Origin of the sequence: Arthrobacter sp. Ld5, from assembly GCF_051172775.1 — a bacterium.
Taxonomy (GTDB): Bacteria; Actinomycetota; Actinomycetes; order Actinomycetales; family Micrococcaceae; genus Arthrobacter_D.
This window is the reverse complement of record NZ_JBPKBO010000024.1, coordinates 568,999-587,184: the sequence shown is the minus strand read 5'-3', so window position 1 is coordinate 587,184 and position 18,186 is coordinate 568,999. Positions and strand designations below refer to the sequence as shown.

At 70.9% G+C, this 18,186-nt stretch carries 9 protein-coding genes and 2 tRNA genes; 7 read left to right on the top strand and 4 right to left on the bottom strand.

The window, feature by feature from the left end; translation table 11 throughout:
• Nucleotides 1-11 precede the first annotated feature (11 nt).
• Nucleotides 12-986 carry an NAD(P)H-quinone oxidoreductase gene (locus ACSGDB_RS15715; RefSeq protein ID WP_434995888.1) on the bottom strand — a complete coding sequence of 325 codons (975 nt, stop codon included), beginning with the start codon at nt 984-986 and terminating at the stop codon, nt 12-14.
• Between the two features lie 63 nt (nt 987-1,049).
• On the opposite strand from ACSGDB_RS15715, the gene ACSGDB_RS15710 reads away from it, so the two are divergent.
• Nucleotides 1,050-1,137: transfer RNA gene (locus tag ACSGDB_RS15710), tRNA-Ser, on the top strand.
• Between the two features lie 111 nt (nt 1,138-1,248).
• On the opposite strand, the gene ACSGDB_RS15705 is transcribed toward ACSGDB_RS15710, so the two are convergent.
• Entirely contained in the window at nt 1,249-2,682 is a 1,434-nt protein-coding gene (locus ACSGDB_RS15705) for a DUF2252 domain-containing protein (protein ID WP_434995886.1), read from the bottom strand.
• Nucleotides 2,683-3,025: 343 nt separating this feature from the next.
• On the opposite strand from ACSGDB_RS15705, the gene ACSGDB_RS15700 reads away from it, so the two are divergent.
• The 3 genes from ACSGDB_RS15700 to ACSGDB_RS15690 all read left to right on the top strand — a co-directional run bounded on the left by ACSGDB_RS15700 (nt 3,026) and on the right by ACSGDB_RS15690 (nt 9,782).
• Nucleotides 3,026-4,621, top strand: coding sequence for an MFS transporter (locus ACSGDB_RS15700; RefSeq protein ID WP_434995885.1), 1,596 nt, complete (start codon nt 3,026-3,028; stop codon nt 4,619-4,621).
• Nucleotides 4,622-4,750: 129 nt separating this feature from the next.
• Entirely contained in the window at nt 4,751-5,275 is a 525-nt protein-coding gene (locus ACSGDB_RS15695; protein ID WP_434995883.1) for a septum formation family protein, read from the top strand.
• Nucleotides 5,276-5,495: 220 nt separating this feature from the next.
• Nucleotides 5,496-9,782, top strand: a complete 4,287-nt coding sequence (locus ACSGDB_RS15690) for an ExeM/NucH family extracellular endonuclease (protein ID WP_434995881.1) — start codon at nt 5,496-5,498, stop codon at nt 9,780-9,782.
• A gap of 127 nt (nt 9,783-9,909) precedes the next feature.
• Here ACSGDB_RS15690 and ACSGDB_RS15685 read toward each other — a convergent pair whose 3' ends face one another.
• Nucleotides 9,910-11,934, bottom strand: a complete 2,025-nt coding sequence (locus ACSGDB_RS15685; RefSeq protein ID WP_434995879.1) for an FAD/NAD(P)-binding protein — start codon at nt 11,932-11,934, stop codon at nt 9,910-9,912.
• A gap of 86 nt (nt 11,935-12,020) precedes the next feature.
• On the opposite strand from ACSGDB_RS15685, the gene ACSGDB_RS15680 reads away from it, so the two are divergent.
• A complete protein-coding gene (locus ACSGDB_RS15680; RefSeq protein ID WP_434995878.1) occupies nt 12,021-14,108 on the top strand; it encodes a prolyl oligopeptidase family serine peptidase in 2,088 nt (695 codons plus the stop codon).
• A 106-nt stretch (nt 14,109-14,214) separates the two neighbouring features.
• Nucleotides 14,215-14,302, top strand: a tRNA-Ser gene (locus ACSGDB_RS15675).
• Between the two features lie 160 nt (nt 14,303-14,462).
• Here the strand turns inward: ACSGDB_RS15675 and ACSGDB_RS15670 are convergent.
• Entirely contained in the window at nt 14,463-16,577 is a 2,115-nt protein-coding gene (locus ACSGDB_RS15670; RefSeq protein ID WP_434995876.1) for a RecQ family ATP-dependent DNA helicase, read from the bottom strand.
• A 94-nt stretch (nt 16,578-16,671) separates the two neighbouring features.
• Here ACSGDB_RS15670 and ACSGDB_RS15665 point away from each other — a divergent pair, with 94 nt between their 5' ends.
• Complete coding sequence (locus ACSGDB_RS15665; protein WP_434995875.1) at nt 16,672-18,078, top strand: phosphomannomutase/phosphoglucomutase; 1,407 nt, start codon at nt 16,672-16,674, stop codon at nt 18,076-18,078.
• Nucleotides 18,079-18,186 lie beyond the last annotated feature (108 nt).

The following is an 18,186-nucleotide window of genomic DNA, read 5'->3' as shown; positions in this document are numbered from 1 at the left end:
GCCTGGTGCTCCTACCCCATGGTCAGCAGGACCTTGCCGGTGTGCTCCCCCGAGTCGAAGTACGCATGCGCGTCCGCAACCTCGGCGAGCGGGAAGGTCCGGTCCACGAAGGGCCGCACCGCCCCGGAGGCCACGAGCGGCCACACGTTCTCCTCGACCGCGCGCATGATCAGGGTCTTCTCCGCGACGGGACGGGACCGCAGCGTGGTGCCGGCCACGCTCGCACGCTTGCCCATCAGCGCGGCGAGGTCGAGCTCGGCCCTAGCGCCGCCCTGCAGCCCGATCACCACGAGCCGCCCGCCCGTCGCCAGCGCCTCGACGTTGCGCGCCAGATACCCTGCTCCGACGACGTCGAGGATGACGTCCACGCCGCGCCCGTGGGTGGCTGCCCCGACCTCCGCGACGAAATCCTGGTCCCGGTAGTTGATCAGGGACTCGACGCCCAGGGACCGTGCGACGTCGAGCTTGGCCGCCGTTCCCGCCGTCACGTGCGGGACCGCACCGAGGGCGAGGCTCACCTGGATGGCCATCAGGCCGATCCCACCGGACGCCCCGTGGATCAGCACGTGGTCGCCGGCCGCGAGCCCGGCCTGCAGCACGAGGTTGGACCAGACGGTCGCGGCCGTCTCGGGAAGAGCCGCCGCCTCCACGAGGCCCACGCCCTTCGGGGCGGGGATCACCTGCCCCGAGGGCACCGCGACCTGTTCGGCGTACCCGCCGTCGGAGAGCAGCGCGACGACGGCGTCCCCGACGGCGAAGCCGGAATCGCCTGCGTCGGCCACGTGCCCGGAGACCTCCAGCCCGGGGACGGCGGACGCGCCGGCAGGCGGCGGGTAGAAGCCGCGCCGCTGCTGCACGTCGGCCCGGTTCAGGCCACCGGCGACGACGTCGATGAGCACCTCACCGGCGGCCGGCACCGGCGCGGGGACCTGCTGCACGGAGAGGACCTCGGGCCCACCCGCCCCCTCGATTCCGACTGCACGCATACCGGCCTCCACTCTCTCCTGGGTATTTGGGGGTCACCTTCACCTCATGAAACACTAGCGGCGGGAAGGTTGTCCGAGCGGCCGAAGGAGCTGGTCTTGAAAACCAGTGGGCGGTGACCCCGTCTCAAGGGTTCGAATCCCTTACCTTCCGCGAGTGCACCACATCCGCACCGACCGGAGGCCGGCACGGCCGATCCTCCGATCGTCCGTGCCGGCCTCCGGCGTTGCCGCACGAGCACCCCGCGCCCGGTGCGCCACGTGACTACACGGCGTCGGCCGCCTCCAGACGGCCTGAACGGACCGCCTCCGCGAAGGCCTCGTAGTCGCGTTCGTTCTGGTCGGCGTAGCGCTCGGAGAAATCCGTGATGGAGCGGTCGAACTTGTCGCTCCCCCCGAGGTAGGCGGCGAGCGCGACCGGGTCCCCGGAGCGGGCGTGCGCCCGGGCCAGGGTCCACCCGCAGGCACCGGCGTAGAAGGTCATGGCCAGCGGCTTCATCCCCTCGACGACGGCGGAGCCCTTCATGTCGCGCAGCTGGCGCCAGTACAGGTAGCGGTTGTCCTGCACACCCTTGGTCCAGCCCAGGAAGATGTCGCTGGCGGCCTGCATCATCCGCTGCCCCTGCACCACCCGCTCGCCCGGCTGCCGGTACCTGCTCTTCGGCAGGTGGTCCTCGAGCACCGACCGGGTGGCCTCCTTGACCTGCAGGAACAGGGGGTCGTGCTGGTCGCGGCCCTGGAGCAGGACGATGAACGCCCGTGTCCCGACACTGCCGACCCCCACGACCTTCCGGGCGACGTCGACGACCTCGAAGCGTTCCAGCAGCCGGCGCCGGTCCGGCGTCAGGGTGGCGCGGTAGGACCGGAGCTGTTCACGGAGTGCGGGTTCCACCTCGTCCGGCGATATGCCGTACGCGTCCTGCAGTTCACGCAGCGGGATGACGATCGGCGGCTGGCTGACGATCCGGTACTGCCCGTCCACGAGCTCGGCGAGCTTGGAGAGCGCCCGCAGGCTGTCGCGTGTGCGGGCCTTGTCCACGTTGCGTCGGGCCTCCTTCGCTCCGCGCTGCGCCTTCTTCAGGGCTTTCCCCTTCTGGGTCTGCACGGTCAGGTCGAGGGCTTCCATCAGCTGCTCATCCGACAGGTGGGCGTACCAGATGTCGAGCGTGCGCATCTGGGCGAACTGCGCCATCGCCTCCCGGTACGACCGCACCGCCGTGAGCGTCACGTCGTGCACGTCGTCCGCGGTGAACGCGTTGTTCCGCGCCGCGATCGTGAAGCTCGCGGACATGCGCCTGACGTCGTACTCGAACGGTCCCGGGAGGGTCTCGTCGAAGTCGTTCAGGTCGAACAGCAGGTTCCGCTCCGGGGAGGCGAAGACGCCGAAGTTGGAGAGATGGGCGTCCCCGCAGAGCTGGGAGACCAGCCCCGCCCGCGGCGTGTCCTTCAGGTCCGCGGCCATGATCTTGGCCGCCCCCCGGTAGAACGTGAACGGTGAAACCAGCATCCGCCCGTGCCGCACCGGCACGAGGTCCTGGTCGCGGGTGGCGTTCTGTTCCTCGAGCAGCGCGACCGGATCGGGGCGGTCGGACGCAGGGGTCCAGCCCTTGTGTCCGGAGAGCGGCGACTTCTCCCGGCACGCCTTCCCCGCAGCTGCACGTTCCTCGACACCCGGGTGCTCCACCTTGGTCTCGGCCATATCGGGCCCTCCCTCTTCCCTCGGGGAGCGAACCCTCCATCAGGCGTCCGGGCCCGCTCCATGCTCGGCGCACGAGCGCGCCCTGTCCCCATGTTCGACGGCGCACCCGTCTGCTGGTCCTCGGCGGCGAACCGCCGGGGAGACGGGTGTCCGCCGGTCACGCTAGCCGTCCCGACGGCCCCCTGCCTCCTCCTCGAAGGGTGACCAGGCAGGCCCCGCCCGACGGCGCCGGCGGCTGGGGCTTTGGCCTCTATCCGGCGTCCGGGGGGCGCGCGAGGCTGGCCGGGGAGGGCGGTGTTCCCGCCCACCACAATCCGAACCGCGCGAGCCGAGCAGGCCACTGATGAACCCTTCGAACAACGGCGGCACCGAGACGGCCGCGTTCAACCGGCGGCTCGCCATGATGCTGGCGACGGCGATGTTCGTCCTCGTGGTCGACACGTCGATCATGAACGTCTCGATCTCCGCGGTGGTGGAGGACATCGGCTCGACGGTCAGCGGACTCCAGTCGGCGATCGCCCTCGAGGCGCTGGTCTCCGCGGCGTTCATCCTGATCGGCGGCAAGATCGGCGACCTGATCGGGCGCAGGCGCGCCTACGTGATCGGCCTGTGCGCCTACGCCATCGGCGCCCTGGCGATGACCCTCGCCCAGACCCTCCTCCCGATCATCATCTTCTGGGCACTGATCGGTGGGCTGGGTGCCTCGCTCCTCCTCCCCGCCATGCAGTCCCTGATCCACGGCAACTTCGAGGGAGACGCCCAGAAGCGGGTCTACGCCCTGGTCGGAGCCTCGGCAGCCATCGCCGCCGCCGTCGGGCCACTGATCGGCGGCTTCATCACGACGTTCCTGTCCTGGCGCGTCGCCTTCCTGCTCGAGGCCCTCCTCATCGCGGGGGTCCTCCTGGGGATCAGGCTCGTGCACGATGTCCCGTACACGGGGCCCCGACAGCTGGATGTCGTGGGGTCCCTGCTGTCCGTCGTGGGGATGGGCGGCGTCGTGCTCGGCATCCTGGTGTGGCAGGAGGGCGGCGAATCGGTCGGTGCCCTCCTGGCCGTCGGTGCCGTGGGCCTGGGCAGCCTGGTCTACTGGCTCCTCCACCGTCAACGACAGCACAAGCCGACGCTGCTGGATCCGGACCTGTTCCGGGCGAGGACCTTCCGCTTCGGCGCCACCGGCCAGATGCTGCAGCAGATCGCGCTGGGCGGCACGATGATCGTGTTACCCATCTACCTGCAGATGGTGCTCGGCTACAACGCGATGCAGTCGGGGCTGTCGATCGCCCCGCTCTCACTCACCATGTTCGCCGTCGCCCTGCTGATCGGGAAGAAGCCCGGCGCCCGGCGCCCGGCCGCGCTCATCCGGTCGGGTTTCCTGCTCCTGCTCGTCGGCCTGGGGGTGCTGGTCCCCATCGTGCCGCGCGCGGATTCCGGCTGGTGGCTCCTGGTCCCCCTGGTCATCGCCGGAAGCGGGCTGGGGCTGCTGGTCTCCCAGCTCAACAACTACACGCTGTCCCCCATCTCGGAGGAGCGCGTCAGCGAGGCTGCCAGCGTGAACTCGGCCGCGGGATCCTTCGGTCTCTCGTTCGGACTCGCCTTCGCCGGCGGCATCATGCTGGCATCGCTCTCGTCCCTCTTCATCGGCCTGGCGAACTCGAGCACCGTCCTCCCGACCGCCGAGAAGCAGCAGGTCTCGACGGTTCTCGAGGAGGACGCCCAGGTGGTCAGCAATGCGCAGCTCGAGGAACTCCTCGTGGACCAGCCACAGGAGATCCAGGACGAGATCATCCGCATCAACACGGAGGCGCGGCCCCTGGCCCTCCAGATCGCGCTGTCCATCCCGATCCTCGCCGGCCTCGCCGGGCTCGCCACGTCCTTCCGCATGTTGCGGATCCCGGACCCGAAGCCCGCGGGCACCGGCGGAGGGAACGTCCTGGGCTGAGTGCCCGACCGCCCGGCCCTGAGGTCCGGTCCCGGTCGGTGACGCGTCGTGGTGCCCCATGGCGTCCTGCGGTACTGTCCCGAGGAGCAACAGCCGCGCCCCGGAGGCGTGGCCGGGGAGAGGGGTGCAATGCGTAGTGGGCAGGGCAGACGGGCATCGTCGCGCGGTCGGGGGGCGACGGCGTCGGCCATCGGGTCGGTCGCGGCGATCGCCCTGATCGCGGGATGCGGGGTCTTCGGGTCGGAGGAACCGGAGGAACAGGCGCAGCCCTCCGGCAGCACGGTCTCGGCCGAAGCCGGGACCTCCCCGATCGCCGTGGGTGAGTGCATCAACGACCCCGGTCTGGAGGACCACTCGGACATCCCCGTCATCCCGTGCGATGAACGGCACGTGTTCGAAGCCTTCGCCGCCACGCGGATGCCTGACGGCGACTATCCCGGCCAGGGCGAGGCCAATGCCGCCGCGACCGAGTTCTGCGCCGAGGAGTTCAGGAGCTTCATCGGCGTGGACCACGACGCCTCCGTCCTCGAACTGCTGTACTTCTATCCCGTCGAGGAGAGCTGGGAGGTCCGGGGCGATCGGGAGATCCTGTGCCTGGTCGCCGAACAGGAGGAGACCCCGGTGACAGGAACACTCCGGGACGCGGCCAGATAGCGCCATTCGTCCACAGATACCCACCAGTGGCCCCGGATCTTCCGGGGCCACTGGTTTTTTCGTAACCCAGTGTTAACGATGTTCTGGTTGGCTACTCCTGGGGATAGGAATGTCACCTGCGTCACATAGGGTGCACATGCCAACACGTCCACTCATCACGGGTCGGCGGGCTTCACTCGCGGTCGCAGTCGCGGCCATCGTCAAGGAGAAGAAAGAACGAATGGACAATTCGTCATGGAAGGGAGCGCTCTGTGCGGCGCTGTCGGTGGGGCTCCTGGCCTCCCCGATGATCGCACTGCCGGCCAACGCGGTCGAGACAGCCCCGGGGACGGCGTCCGTCACAGGAGACGGCGTCGTCATCAACGAGGCGTACCTCACGGGAGGTTCCGCCGGAACGCCCTTCATCAACAAGTTCGTGGAGCTCTACAACCCCACCGACGCCCCGGTGAGCCTCGACGGCTGGTCGCTCCAGTACCGCTCGCCCACCGGGACCAGCACGCCGAGTGCGACCGCGCTCCGCGGCACCATCCCCGCCAAGGGCTACTTCCTGGTCCAGGGCGGCAGCAACGGCGCAGCCGGCGTCGCGCTCCCCACCCCCGACCTCACGAGCGGATTCAATCCGGGTGCTGCGGGCGGCGTGACCCCCACGGACCCCCCGGTACCCGGCGTCGTCACCCCCATTCGTGACATCCAGGGCACAGGTTCCGCCACCCCCCTGGCCGGACAGACGGTCACCACGCGCGGCAAGGTCACCGCCGCCTACCCGACGGGCGGCTTCGCGGGCTTCTACCTGCAGACCGCCGGAAGCTCGGCGGCCGCCGACCAGACGGCGTCGGACGCCATCTTCGTCTACTCGCCCGCGACCGTCGGCTCCGTCGCCGTGGGTGACTTCGTGGAGGTCACCGGTACCGCCGGTGAGTTCTTCAACCTGACCCAGCTCACCGTCGCGGCGGGAGGCACCGTCAAGCTCACGGAGGCCGCCGAGGAACCGAAGGCCTCCGCCATCGCCCTCCCCGCCACGGACGCCGCGCGTGAGGCTATGGAGGGCATGCTCTTCCAGCCCGCCGAAGCCTTCACCGTCGCCGACAACTACGCACTGAACCAGTACGGCGAGATCACCCTCGCCGCCGGGACCGAGCGCCTCCGGCAGCCGACCGACGTCGCACGCCCCGGCACCCCCGAGAACGCAGCGGTCATCGCCGACAACGCGGCCCGGAGCATCAGGCTCGACGACGGCGCCTCGACCAACTTCTTCACCCAGGTCAACCGCGGCACGGTGCTGCCGTACCTCACGCCGGAGCAGCCGGTCCGCGTCGGGTACTCAGCGCAGTTCACCTCACCGGTGGTCCTGGACTTCCGCAACAGCGCATGGAAGTTCCAGCCGCTCGCCGAACTCAAGGGTGCCGCCCCGGACGGCGTGCAGCCCGTGCAGTTCGCCGGTGGGCGCCCGGCCGCCCCCGGGGAGGTCGGCGGGAACCTCACGATCGCCTCGTTCAACGTGCTGAACTACTTCGCCACCACCGGCGAGCAGCTCACGGGCTGCACCTACAACACGGACCGCGCCGGGAACCCCATCACGGTGAGGGGCGGCTGCGACGCCCGCGGCGCCGCGAACCAGGAGAACCTCGAGCGCCAGGAGGCGAAGATCGTCTCGGCGATCAACGCACTCGACGCCGATGTGGTCACCCTCATGGAGACCGAGAACTCCGCGAAGTTCGGCAAGGATCGCGACTTCGCCCTCAAGACCCTCGTCGATGCGCTCAACGAGAAGGCGCCCGGCACCTGGGACTACGTCCGTTCCCCCGCTGCCCTGCCGGCGCTGGAGAACGAGGACGTCATCCGCACGGCGCTGATCTACAAGAAGGCCTCCGCCGAGCCCGTGGGCGAGTCCGTCATCCTCGACGACAACGTGGTGTTCACCAACGCCCGCAAGCCCCTCGCACAGGCCTTCAAGCCCGTCGGAGGGACCGCGGACGAGACCTTCCTCGCCATCGTCAACCACTTCAAGTCCAAGGGTTCCGGCCCGAGCTCGGGCACCAACGCCGACGCCGGTGACGGCCAGGGCGCCTGGAACGCCGCGCGCGTGGACCAGGCCCGGGCCCTCGTCGCGTTCGCCGACTCCATGAAGACGGCCGCGAAGACGGACAAGGTCTTCCTCACCGGCGACTTCAACTCCTACACGCAGGAGGACCCCATGCAGGTCCTCTACGAGGCCGGGTACGTCAACCAGGGCGAGAAGGACGACAGCTTCTCCTACGTCTTCTCGGGCCTGAGCGGCTCCCTCGACCACATCCTGGCGTCGCCGACCGCGGACGCGACGGTGTCCGGGGTGGACACGTGGAACATCAACTCCGTCGAGTCGGTGGCCCTCGAGTACAGCCGGTACAACAACAACGTCACCGACTACTACCGGGCGGACCCGTACCGCGCCAGCGACCACGACCCCGTGATCGTCGGCCTGGACCTCGCACCGGCCGACACCACGGCGGAACTGAACCTGCTGAACATCAACGACTTCCACGGTCGCATCGACTCCAACACGGTGCGCTTCGCCGGGACCGTCGAGAAGCTCCGCGCCGAGTTCGGCGACGACAGAACGGCCTTCCTCTCGGCCGGTGACAACATCGGCGCGTCCCTGTTCGCCTCGGCACTGCAGGACGACCAGCCGACCATCGACGTCCTGAACACCCTGGAGCTCCGCGCCTCCGCCGTGGGCAACCACGAGTTCGACAAGGGCCTCGGCGACCTGACCGGCCGCGTCGCCGATGCCGCCGACTTCCCCTACCTGGGCGCGAACGTCTACACCAAGGGCACCACCGAGCCCGCCCTCGACGAGTACTCGATCATCACGATCGACGGCGTCGATGTCGCAGTGATCGGTGTCGTGACCGAGGAGACCGCGGCGCTCGTCAGCCCCGGTGGCATCGAGACCGTCGACTTCGGCGACCCCGTCGAGGCCGTCAACCGGGTGGCGCAGGAGATCGAGGCGCAGGACCTCGCCGACGTCATCGTCGCCGAGTACCACGAGGGCGCCGGGGACGGCGTCGTCGAGGGTTCCACCGTGGAGCAGGAGATCGCCGCGGGCGGGGTGTTCGCCGAGATCGTCACGGAGACGACGCCCCTCGTGGACGCCATCTTCACCGGCCACACGCACAAGCAGTACGCGTGGGACGCCCCCGTCCCCGGCGGCGCCGCCGGCGAGACCCGGCCGATCCTCCAGACCGGATCCTACGGCGCGTTCGTCGGTCAGATCACCCTGACCGTCGACACCGCGACGGGCGACGTCGAGTCCTACACGGCCCGCAACGTCGCACGCACCACCGAGACGGACGCAGCCCTCGTGGCCGCCTACCCGCGCGTCGCCGCGGTGAAGACCATCGTGGATGCCGCGCTCGCACAGGCAGCCGTGATCGGCAACCAGCCGGTCAGCGCGGTCACCGCGGACATCACGACGGCCTTCTCGGGCGCAGCCCGTGACGACCGCTCGAGCGAGTCCACGCTGGGCAACCTCGTCGCCGACTCGCTGCGGGCCAGCCTCGCGCCGGCCGAGCGCGGCGGTGCGGAGATCGGCGTCGTCAACCCGGGCGGGCTCCGGAACGAGCTCTACTACGCCCCGGACGGCGTCGTGACGTTCGCCGAGGCGAATGCCGTCCTGCCGTTCGTCAACGACCTCTGGACCACCACCCTGACGGGTGCGCAGTTCAAGGCGATGCTCGAGCAGCAGTGGCAGCCGGACGGCAGCTCGCGGTCATTCCTGGCCCTCGGCCTGTCGGACAACGTGAGCGTCACCTACGACCCGGACCTCGCCCGGGGTTCGCGGATCACCTCGGTCATGGTCGACGGCGCGCCGCTCGATCCTGCCAGGCACTACCGCGTCGGCACGTTCAGCTTCCTGGCGCAGGGCGGCGACAACTTCACGGTCTTCCGTGAGGGCACCGACACCCGCGAGTCGGGTCTCGTGGACCGCGACGCGTGGATCGACTACCTCCGCGCCAACAGCCCGCTGTCGCCGTCGTTCGACCGCCGCACCGTGCAGGTGCAGGGCGCCCCGACCACGGTGAAGGCCGGCACTGCCGTCTCCTTCACGGTGTCCCGGCTGGATCTGACGTCCCTCGGCAGCCCGGCCAACACCACGCTCGCGGCGCGCTTCGTGGCGGCGGACGGCACGGCCACCGAGCTGGGCAGCGTCCCGGTCACGGACGGCAGTGCCACGGTGAACCTCACCGTCCCCGCGACCGCCGGCGGACAGGGGCGGATCGTCCTGACGGCCGCTCCGAGCGCGACGACGGTGACCCTGCCGGTCACCGTCGAGGCGGTCACGCCGACGGAACCGCCGGCTCCGGAGAAGCCGGTCAAGCCCGGCAAGCCGGAGAAGCCCGGGAAGCCGATCAAGCCCGGCAAGCCGGCCTGCTCCAAGCCGACCGCACCGGCGGAGGGCGCGAACCACGGCAGCTGGGTCAGCTACCGCGCGCACCTCGCGAACTACGACCGCTGCCTCGAAGGCTAGGTCGACCGCCGGTCGCGCCGCGGCCGGTAGCAGCTGACAGAGGGACCCCCGCCGGTACGGCGGGGGTCCCTCTGCCGTTGCACCGAAGGGACCAGCCAATGGGTCGGCCCGCTGATCGGCCGGCGGGTCAGCCTGCGGTCGGGGCCGCGGTCACGTCCGCGCCCGCCCGCTGACCGGCCGGCGACGGGACCACGCTCGGCGTGCCTCCCGACGCCCGGTCCAGGACGGCACCCGCGATCGCGTCGGCGTCGAGCAGGGTCCTGCTGCCCGCTTCGAGCGACGCGCCGGCCTGGGCGGCGATGGCCGTGCCCCACTGGACGGATGCGAGCTGGAGGCCGATGACGAAGAGGGAGCCCTGCTCCCGGCCGGTCCCGTCGACGGCCCGGTAGGGCGGCGGGGTGACATCCAGTCCGCTGGTCGTGACGGGGACGCCGGCCTCCCCCATGAACGTCGCCGGCCGGACGATCCCCTCGCGCAGCATCTGGCGCATCAGCGGGGACAGGCTCGTGGAGACCCGGTTCGCCGGCATCATGGCCTCGACGAGATAGTGCGCGGTGAACGAGTCCCCCGAGACCCAGGGCGAGGCCGCCCGGAACAGGCCGGTGTCCGGGTCGAATCCGAAACTCGGGTTCGGTCCGACGAAGCGGACGATCCCGGCGCGCACGAGTGCCGCAAGCTGCGCGATGCGCAGCGGGGGTGGGCCGCTCGCGAGTCCCTCGACCAGCGGTTCGAACCACCCGCGCAGCTCGGCGTTCCAGGACGCGACGGAGATCCCTCCGTCCGCCACGGCCTGCTTGATCACCGTCCGCCCGGCGTTCATGGCGCCGATCGCCATCTTGAGCGGGTCGTCCTCGCCCAGTGCCGATCCCGCGGCGTCCGCGTCGAGATAGGCGAGCACTGCCGAGGTGAAGGCTGCGCCGTCCGCGAAGCGACGTCCGGCGAAGGGGTGGGCGAGGGCCTCGACGTCGAGCCCCAGGTCCGCGGGCACGGCCCGCGCGACGGCGTCCCCGGCGGCGGCCTCCCAGCCGGGTCCGTCCGTCGCGAGGGCGGCGTCGAGGGCGGCGAGGAACGCCTCCGGCGGGGCCTGGAGCACGGCGGGCGCGGTGCGGACGAGGGTCGAGTAGTAGGCCCAGAGCACGTCGCGGTGCAGGAGGGGCCAGAGGTCGTGGTCGAAGCCCGGCTGCACGCCGGAGGCCCGGAACGCGAGGGCCCGGTCGAGGGTGCAGAAGCGCAGGACGATGCTGCGGGGGAAGTACGAGTCGAGGGACGCCTTGGCCCGGTAGGGGACGCCGCGCCGCGAGGCGGCGATCAGGCGCGGCTCCTTACCGGACGGCGTGTAGACGAGCCGCCCGTCGTCCCCGCCGGCGAAACGGCCACCGCGGCCCTCCGTCAGCTGGATCATGGCGTCGAAGAAGTTGAGCCCGAGCCCCCGCACCAGGACGGTCTTCCCCGCGGGAAGACGGTTCCAGGAGACGTCGGCGGGCACGGCGGGCGGCCAGTACTGCAGTCCGTGCCGTGCCGCGGCGTCCTGGAGGCGCCCCTGCTCCGGGGTCAGGGTGGCGGCGAGATGGCCGAGCGCCAGGACCACGTCGTCGGCGTCGAACCGCGAGCCGTCGTCGAGGGTGATCCGCCATTCCCGGCTGCCGCGTCGCGCTGCCCCGTCGCGGTGCAGTGCGATCGCCTCGTTGCGGTGGTGGACCACCGTGACGTCCGGCGGCGCGGTCCGCACCACCTCGCCGAACATCCAGGCGAGGTAACGGCCGTAGAGGGCCCTGCTCGGGAAGTCCCGCGAGGCGAGTCCCCTGCACTCGGCCACGTCGCCGCCGTCGAGCCCCGGAACGAGGCCCGCGACCACGCGCTCGCGCCACGCGTCGAAGGACAGCCCCACCGGTGCCGGGGCGATGCCCGCTGCCGTGTCGCCGACCGGTACCACCGTCGGGTAGAGGCAGGGCGTGTTCATCAGGAAGAGCCGCGACTGGTCCGGGCGCCAGACATGGCCGGGCCCGGGGTCCTCCGGTTCGACGACGCGGATGACCAGCGCGGGAGCGGCCGCCCCGAGGGCCCGATGCCCGGCGATCAGCCGTTCGACCACCGAGGTGCCGCGGGGGCCACCGCCGATGACGGCCACCTGTCGTGCGTGCTGGGTCTCCACCGGTCCAGAGTATCCAACGCGGCCGCCGGGCCGCGTCCGCCGGTGGGGCCCGGACGCGCGTGCGGCGTCCTGCATAGGATGGGCGCATGACGCTGCACACGGATAGCCCCGCCATGACGGACGACCCCTTCCTCTGGCTGGAGGACATCTACGGTGAGCGTCCGCTCGACTGGGTGCGCGCCGAGAACGCCCGCACCGAGGGTGTGCTGGTGACACCCGACTTCGAGGTCCGCGAGCGCGGGATCCTCGAGGTGCTCGACTCCACGGACCGCATCCCGATGGTGGGCAAGCACGGCGACTTCTACTACAACTTCTGGCGTGACGCCGAGCACCGGCAGGGCATCTGGCGTCGCACGAGCTGGGAGGGCTACACCTCCGAGGACCCCGAGTGGGAGCTCCTCCTCGACGTCGACGCCCTCAGCGCCGCCGAGGGCACGGAATGGGTCTGGGGCGGCGCGCTGTTCCTGCGGCCCGCGGAGGGCGAACCCCACACGCGGGTCCTCGTGGTGCTCTCCCCCGACGGCGGCGACGCCGCGCGGTACCGCGAGTTCGACCTCGGGGCCCGGGCCTTCGTGGACGGCGGGTTCGACATCCCTTCGGCCAAGAGCCGCATCACGTGGGCGGGCCCGGACACCCTGTACGTCGGCACAGACTTCGGCCCGGGTTCCATGACGTCGAGCTCCTACCCGCGGACCGTCCGCACCCTGCAGCGCGGCGGCAGCCTGGCCGACGCCGAGGAGTACTTCGACGTGGACACGGACCACATGATGGCCCTCGTGCTGCACGACTCCACGCCCGGTTTCGTGCGCGACGTCGCCGTCGACACGATCGACTTCTACACGCGCCGCACCTATCTCCGGCGGGACGGCGCCTGGCTGCCGATCGGGGCGCCGGAGGACGCGAGCATCTCCCTGCACCGCGAGTGGCTGATCGTGCGGCCCCGCACGGACTGGACCGTCGCGGGCACCACCCATACCGCCGGTTCTCTGCTCGTGATCGGGCTCGAGGCGTTCCTCGCCGGTGAACGCTCCTTCGCCACCGTGTTCGCCCCGGACGCGTCGACCTCCCTGCAGTCCTGGAGCTGGACCCGCGACCACCTGCTGCTGAACCTGCTGCGCGACGTCTCCTCCGAGATCCGGGTCCTCGATCCCGCGCAGGACTGGTCGGTGGAACTCCTCGACGCCTGCCCTCCACTCCACGCGGTGGAGGCTTACGCCGTCGACGACGAGGACGACGACGCCGGCAACGACTACTGGCTGATCGCCACCGGGTTCCTCACCCCCTCGACCCTCTACCGCGGGACGATCGGCGGCGACCACACCGCGATCAAGGCATCGCCGTCGTACTTCGACGAGCACCGCTTCGCGGTCGAGCAGCACTTCGCGGTCTCCCGCGACGGCACGCGGGTCCCCTACTTCCAGATCGCCGCGAAGGACCTCGCGCTCGACGGCGGCAACCCCACCCTGCTCTCGGGGTACGGCGGATTCGAGCACTCCATGACGCCCTCCTACAGCGGCGTGATCGGCCGCGGCTGGCTGGAACGCATGACCGACGACGGCCGCCCCGGCGTGTACGTACTGGCGAACATCCGCGGCGGCGGCGAGTACGGCCCGGCGTGGCACCGCGCGGCACTGCACGCCGACCGGCATCGCGCGTACGAGGACTTCGCGGCGATCGCGGAGGACCTCGTGCAGCGCGGTGTGACGGTGCCGGCGCTGCTGGGCTGTACCGGACGGAGCAACGGCGGCCTGCTCGTGGGCAACATGCTCACCACCTACCCGCATCTGTTCGGTGCCGTCTCCTGCGGCGTCCCGTTGCTGGACATGCGCCGGTACACGAAGCTCTCCGCCGGGTACTCGTGGATCGCCGAGTACGGCGACCCGGACAAGCCCGAGGAGTGGGAGTACGTCCGGACGTTCTCGCCGTACCACCTGCTGCGCGAGGGCGTGGACTACCCGAAGACCCTGATCTGGACGGCGACGAGCGACGACCGCGTGGGACCGGTCCAGGCCCGCAAGATGGCCGCGCGGATGAAGGACCTGAGCGTCCGGGACGTGTGGTTCCACGAGGCCCTCGAGGGTGGACATGCGGGGGCCTCGGACAACCGGCAGGCCGCGCGGATGCACGCCATGAGCTTCGAGTTCCTGTGGCGGGCACTGACCGGCGCCCTCTGATCGACGGCGCTCCGGCGGCCCCGCCTCCGCCCCGTCCCGGGCCGGGTGCCTGTTTTGCTTGTGCCGACCCCTTCTGGGTAACCTTGGGAAGCTAGCGATAGCCGATGGAGACGTGCCAGAGCGGCCGAATGGGCTTCACTGCTAATGAAGTGTGGGCCTAAAGCCTACCGGGGGTTCAAATCCCCCCGTCTCCGCGGGAAGAGCCCCTAGAAATAGGGGCTCTTTTGTCGTTCCCGTCCGGATGCCGTCGCTACCCGACCGGCAGCGTCAGGAGCACCGGCAACCCCGACGCCGGGCAGGGTCCAACGTCCCGACCCGCCCCGCGCCGCTGGGGCACAGGTGCTCCGCCTGGAGCTAGGCCTTGAGCGCCAGCGCGAACGGCAGCACCCCCGAGGCGCCCGCGGCGCGCAGCGCCCGCCCGGCCTCCGTGATGGTCCACCGGCTGTCCGCGAAGTCGTCCACGAGCAGCACCGGCCCCGGATTCTCGGCGAACCAGGCTGCTCCACCCTCGGGGACCGCGAAGTGGTCCCACACCGAGGCGAGCCTGAAGGCGCTGTTGCCGCCGGGCTGCCCCTGCGGGAAGCCGTGCGGCGTGGCGAGCTGTCCGAGATAGGGGATGCGCCCCACACTCGCGAGCGCCTGTGCCAGGGAGCCGATGAGCTGGGGCCGCCGTCGGGACGGCACGCTGACCACGGCCACGGGCCGCTCGCTCCACCCCCACTGCGCCAGGACGCGCACGACTGCCTCGACCACCGCCGGGTCGAGGGGGGCGTCGGGCGTCGCGTCCGCCAGGAGCTCGCGGAGCCTGTTGCCCCAGCCGAGGTCGGTCAGGCGGGCGAGGGCGCGGCCCGGCAGGCTGACCTCGCCCGGCTTCAGCTTCCCCTTGAGCGGCACGCCGAGCTTGTCCATGCCGGAGGGCCACTGGCCGCGGGGTTCGAGCTCCACCCCGACCCTGCTGAGGGCCTGGTTCGCGGAATCGGACGCCTCGTGGGCCACCTCGTCCGAGTACCAGGGGCCGGCGCAGTTGTCGCAGCGGCCGCAGGGGGTCGCTGCCGGGTCGTCGAGGGAGCGCGAGAGGAATTCCATGCGGCAGGCCGTCGTGTTCTCGTAGTCGAGCATCGCCTTCTGTTCCACGACGCGCGCCTCGCTGATGCGGCGGTACCGCTCGGCGTCGTACTCCCAGGCCGACCCGGTGCCCTCCCACCCGCCGGTGACCTTGCGGACCGCGCCGTCGACGTCGAGCACCTTGAGCAGCAGCTCGAGCGGCGAGCGCTTGAGGTTCACCCGTGTCTCGAGGGCGGGGGTGGACAGGACGACCCCGGGCTGGAGGGCCTCGATCACCCGGAGGGCGGCGTCCTGCGACGGCATCGAGGCGGTGGCGAAGTACTCCCAGATGTCGCGGTCCTCGGCGCCGGGCAGCAGCAGGACGTCGGCGTTCGGCGTCCCGCGCCCCGCGCGGCCGACCTGCTGGTAGTAGGCGACGGGGGACGAGGGCGCGCCGAGGTGCACCACGAACCCGAGGTCGGGCTTGTCGAATCCCATGCCCAGGGCGCTGGTGGCCACCAGGGCCTTCACCTCGTTGTTCTTGAGGGCTGTCTCGGCGGCCTCGCGGTCGGCCGGATCCGTACGCCCCGTGTAGGCGCGGACCGCGTGGCCGTTCTCGCGCAGGAGGCGCGCGGTGTCCTCCGCGGCGGACACGGTGAGGGCGTAGATGATGCCGCTCCCGGGCAGGTCCGAGAGATGGGTGAGGAGCCACGCGAGGCGCGACCGCGGACTGGGCAGCCGCAGCACGCCGAGCCGCAGGGACTTCCGGGCGAGCTCGCCGCGCAGCGTGAAGACGTCGGTGCCCCCCGCGCCCAGCTGCTCCTCGACGTCCTTCACCACGCGCGAGTTGGCCGTCGCCGTGGTGGCCAGCACGGGCACTCCCGCGGGCAGGCCCAGAATCAGCTCCCGCAGACGCCGGTAGTCCGGGCGGAAGTCGTGCCCCCAGTCGGAGATGCAGTGGGCCTCGTCGATCACGAGCAGGCCCGTGCGCCGCATGAGCTCCGGGAGGTACTGCTCGCGGAAGGACGGGTTGTTGAGGCGCTCGGGCGAGACCAGGAGCACGTCCACCTCATTGGCCTGCAGCTTCGCGGTGATCTCCTGCCACTCGGTCTGGTTGGCCGAGTTGATGGCCTCCGCCCGGACACCGGCCCGCGCCGCGGCGGCGACCTGGTCCCGCATGAGCGCCAGCAGCGGCGAGACGATCAGGGTGGGGCCCGCACCGCGCGCGCGCAGGAGCAGGCTGGCGACGAAGTACACCGCCGACTTGCCCCACCCGGTGCGCTGGACCACCAGGGCGCGACGGCCGCCCTCCACGAGCGCCTCGATGGCCTCGAACTGTCCGTCGTGGAACCGCGCGTCCGGCGACCCGACGAGGGTGGACAGGATTTCGGTGGCTTGCTCGTTCAGCGTGGTGGTCGGTGACATCTCCCCAGTATCCCAGCCGCCTCCCCCACGCCCCGTGGGGGAGGCGGCTATGTGCACAACCGCCGCTCCGACACCACCCGATACACTTCGAACCGTGACTACAACCTTCGATCTCTCTGCATCCTTCAAGGCCTATGACGTCCGCGGCATCGTCGGCGAGACCATCACCGTCGACTCCGTCCGGGCGGTCGGAGCGGCCTTCGTCGATTCGCTGGAGCTGGCGGGGGAGACCATCCTCGTCGGCGGGGACATGCGGCCGTCGTCGCCCGAGTTCTCGAAGGCCTTCGCCGAGGGCGCCACCCGCCGCGGGGCGAACGTGGTCTACCTCGACCTCATCTCCACCGACGAGCTCTACTACGCCAGCGGCACCCTGGACGCGGCCGGCGTGACCTTCACCGCCAGCCACAACCCGGCCCAGTACAACGGCATGAAGATGACGCGCCCCGGCGCCGTCCCCGTGTCCTCGGAGACGGGTCTGAAGGACGTGCAGGAACGCGCCGAACGCTACCTCTCCGACGGTTCGATCCCCGCCGTCCCGGTGCAGGGCACCACGGGCGTCCGCGACGTCCTCGAGGAGTACTCGCGGTTCCTGCGCGCCCAGGTGGACCTCTCGTCGTCGCGCCCGCTCAAGGTCGTGGTGGACGCCGGCAACGGCATGGCAGGCCTGACCACCCCCGCCGTCCTCGGCGACAGGATCCTGCCCGCCCCTCCCTTCGAGATCGTGCCCCTCTACTTCGAGCTCGACGGCTCGTTCCCCAACCACCCGGCCAATCCGCTCGAGCCGGAGAACCTCCGCGACCTGCAGGCCGCCGTCGTCGAGCACGGCGCGGACATCGGCATCGCGTTCGACGGCGATGCCGACCGCTGCTTCATCATCGACGAGCTGGGCGAGCCCGTCTCCCCCAGCGCCATCACCGCGATGGTCGCCCGCCGCGAGATCGCCCGTGCGCAGGCCGCCGGCGAGGCCGAACCCGTCATCATCCACAACCTCATCACCTCCCGGGCGGTGCCCGAACTGATTCGGCACGACGGCGGCCGCCCCGTCCGAACGCGCGTGGGTCACTCCTTCATCAAGGCCGTGATGGCGGAGGAGGGTGCCGTGTTCGGCGGTGAACACTCCGCCCACTACTACTTCCGGGACTTCTGGAACGCGGACACGGGGATGCTCGCCGCGATGCACGTGCTCGCGGCCCTCGGCGAGCAGGACGGCCTGCTCTCGGAACTGGGCCGGGAGTACGAGCCCTATGTCTCCTCCGGCGAGGTCAACTCGAAGGTCGCGGACCTCCCGGCGGCCATCGCGCGGGCGCGTGCCGAGTTCGAGCAGGACGGCGTGGTCGTCGACGATCTCGACGGGCTGACCTTCACCCCCGACCACGGAAACTGGTGGTTCAACCTGCGCCCCTCGAACACGGAGCCGTATCTCCGGCTCAACGCCGAGGCCGTGGACCGGGAGACCCTCGAGGATCTCGTGCAGCGCGTCCTCGCCGTCGTCCGCGACTGAGCCTCGGCCCAGGCCACCGCTGGCAGCACACGTGTGGCGGGTCCGGTCGTCCAGGACCCGCCACACGTGCACACTCACGAACCATCGCCCCCGGGGCCGCCGTCGTCG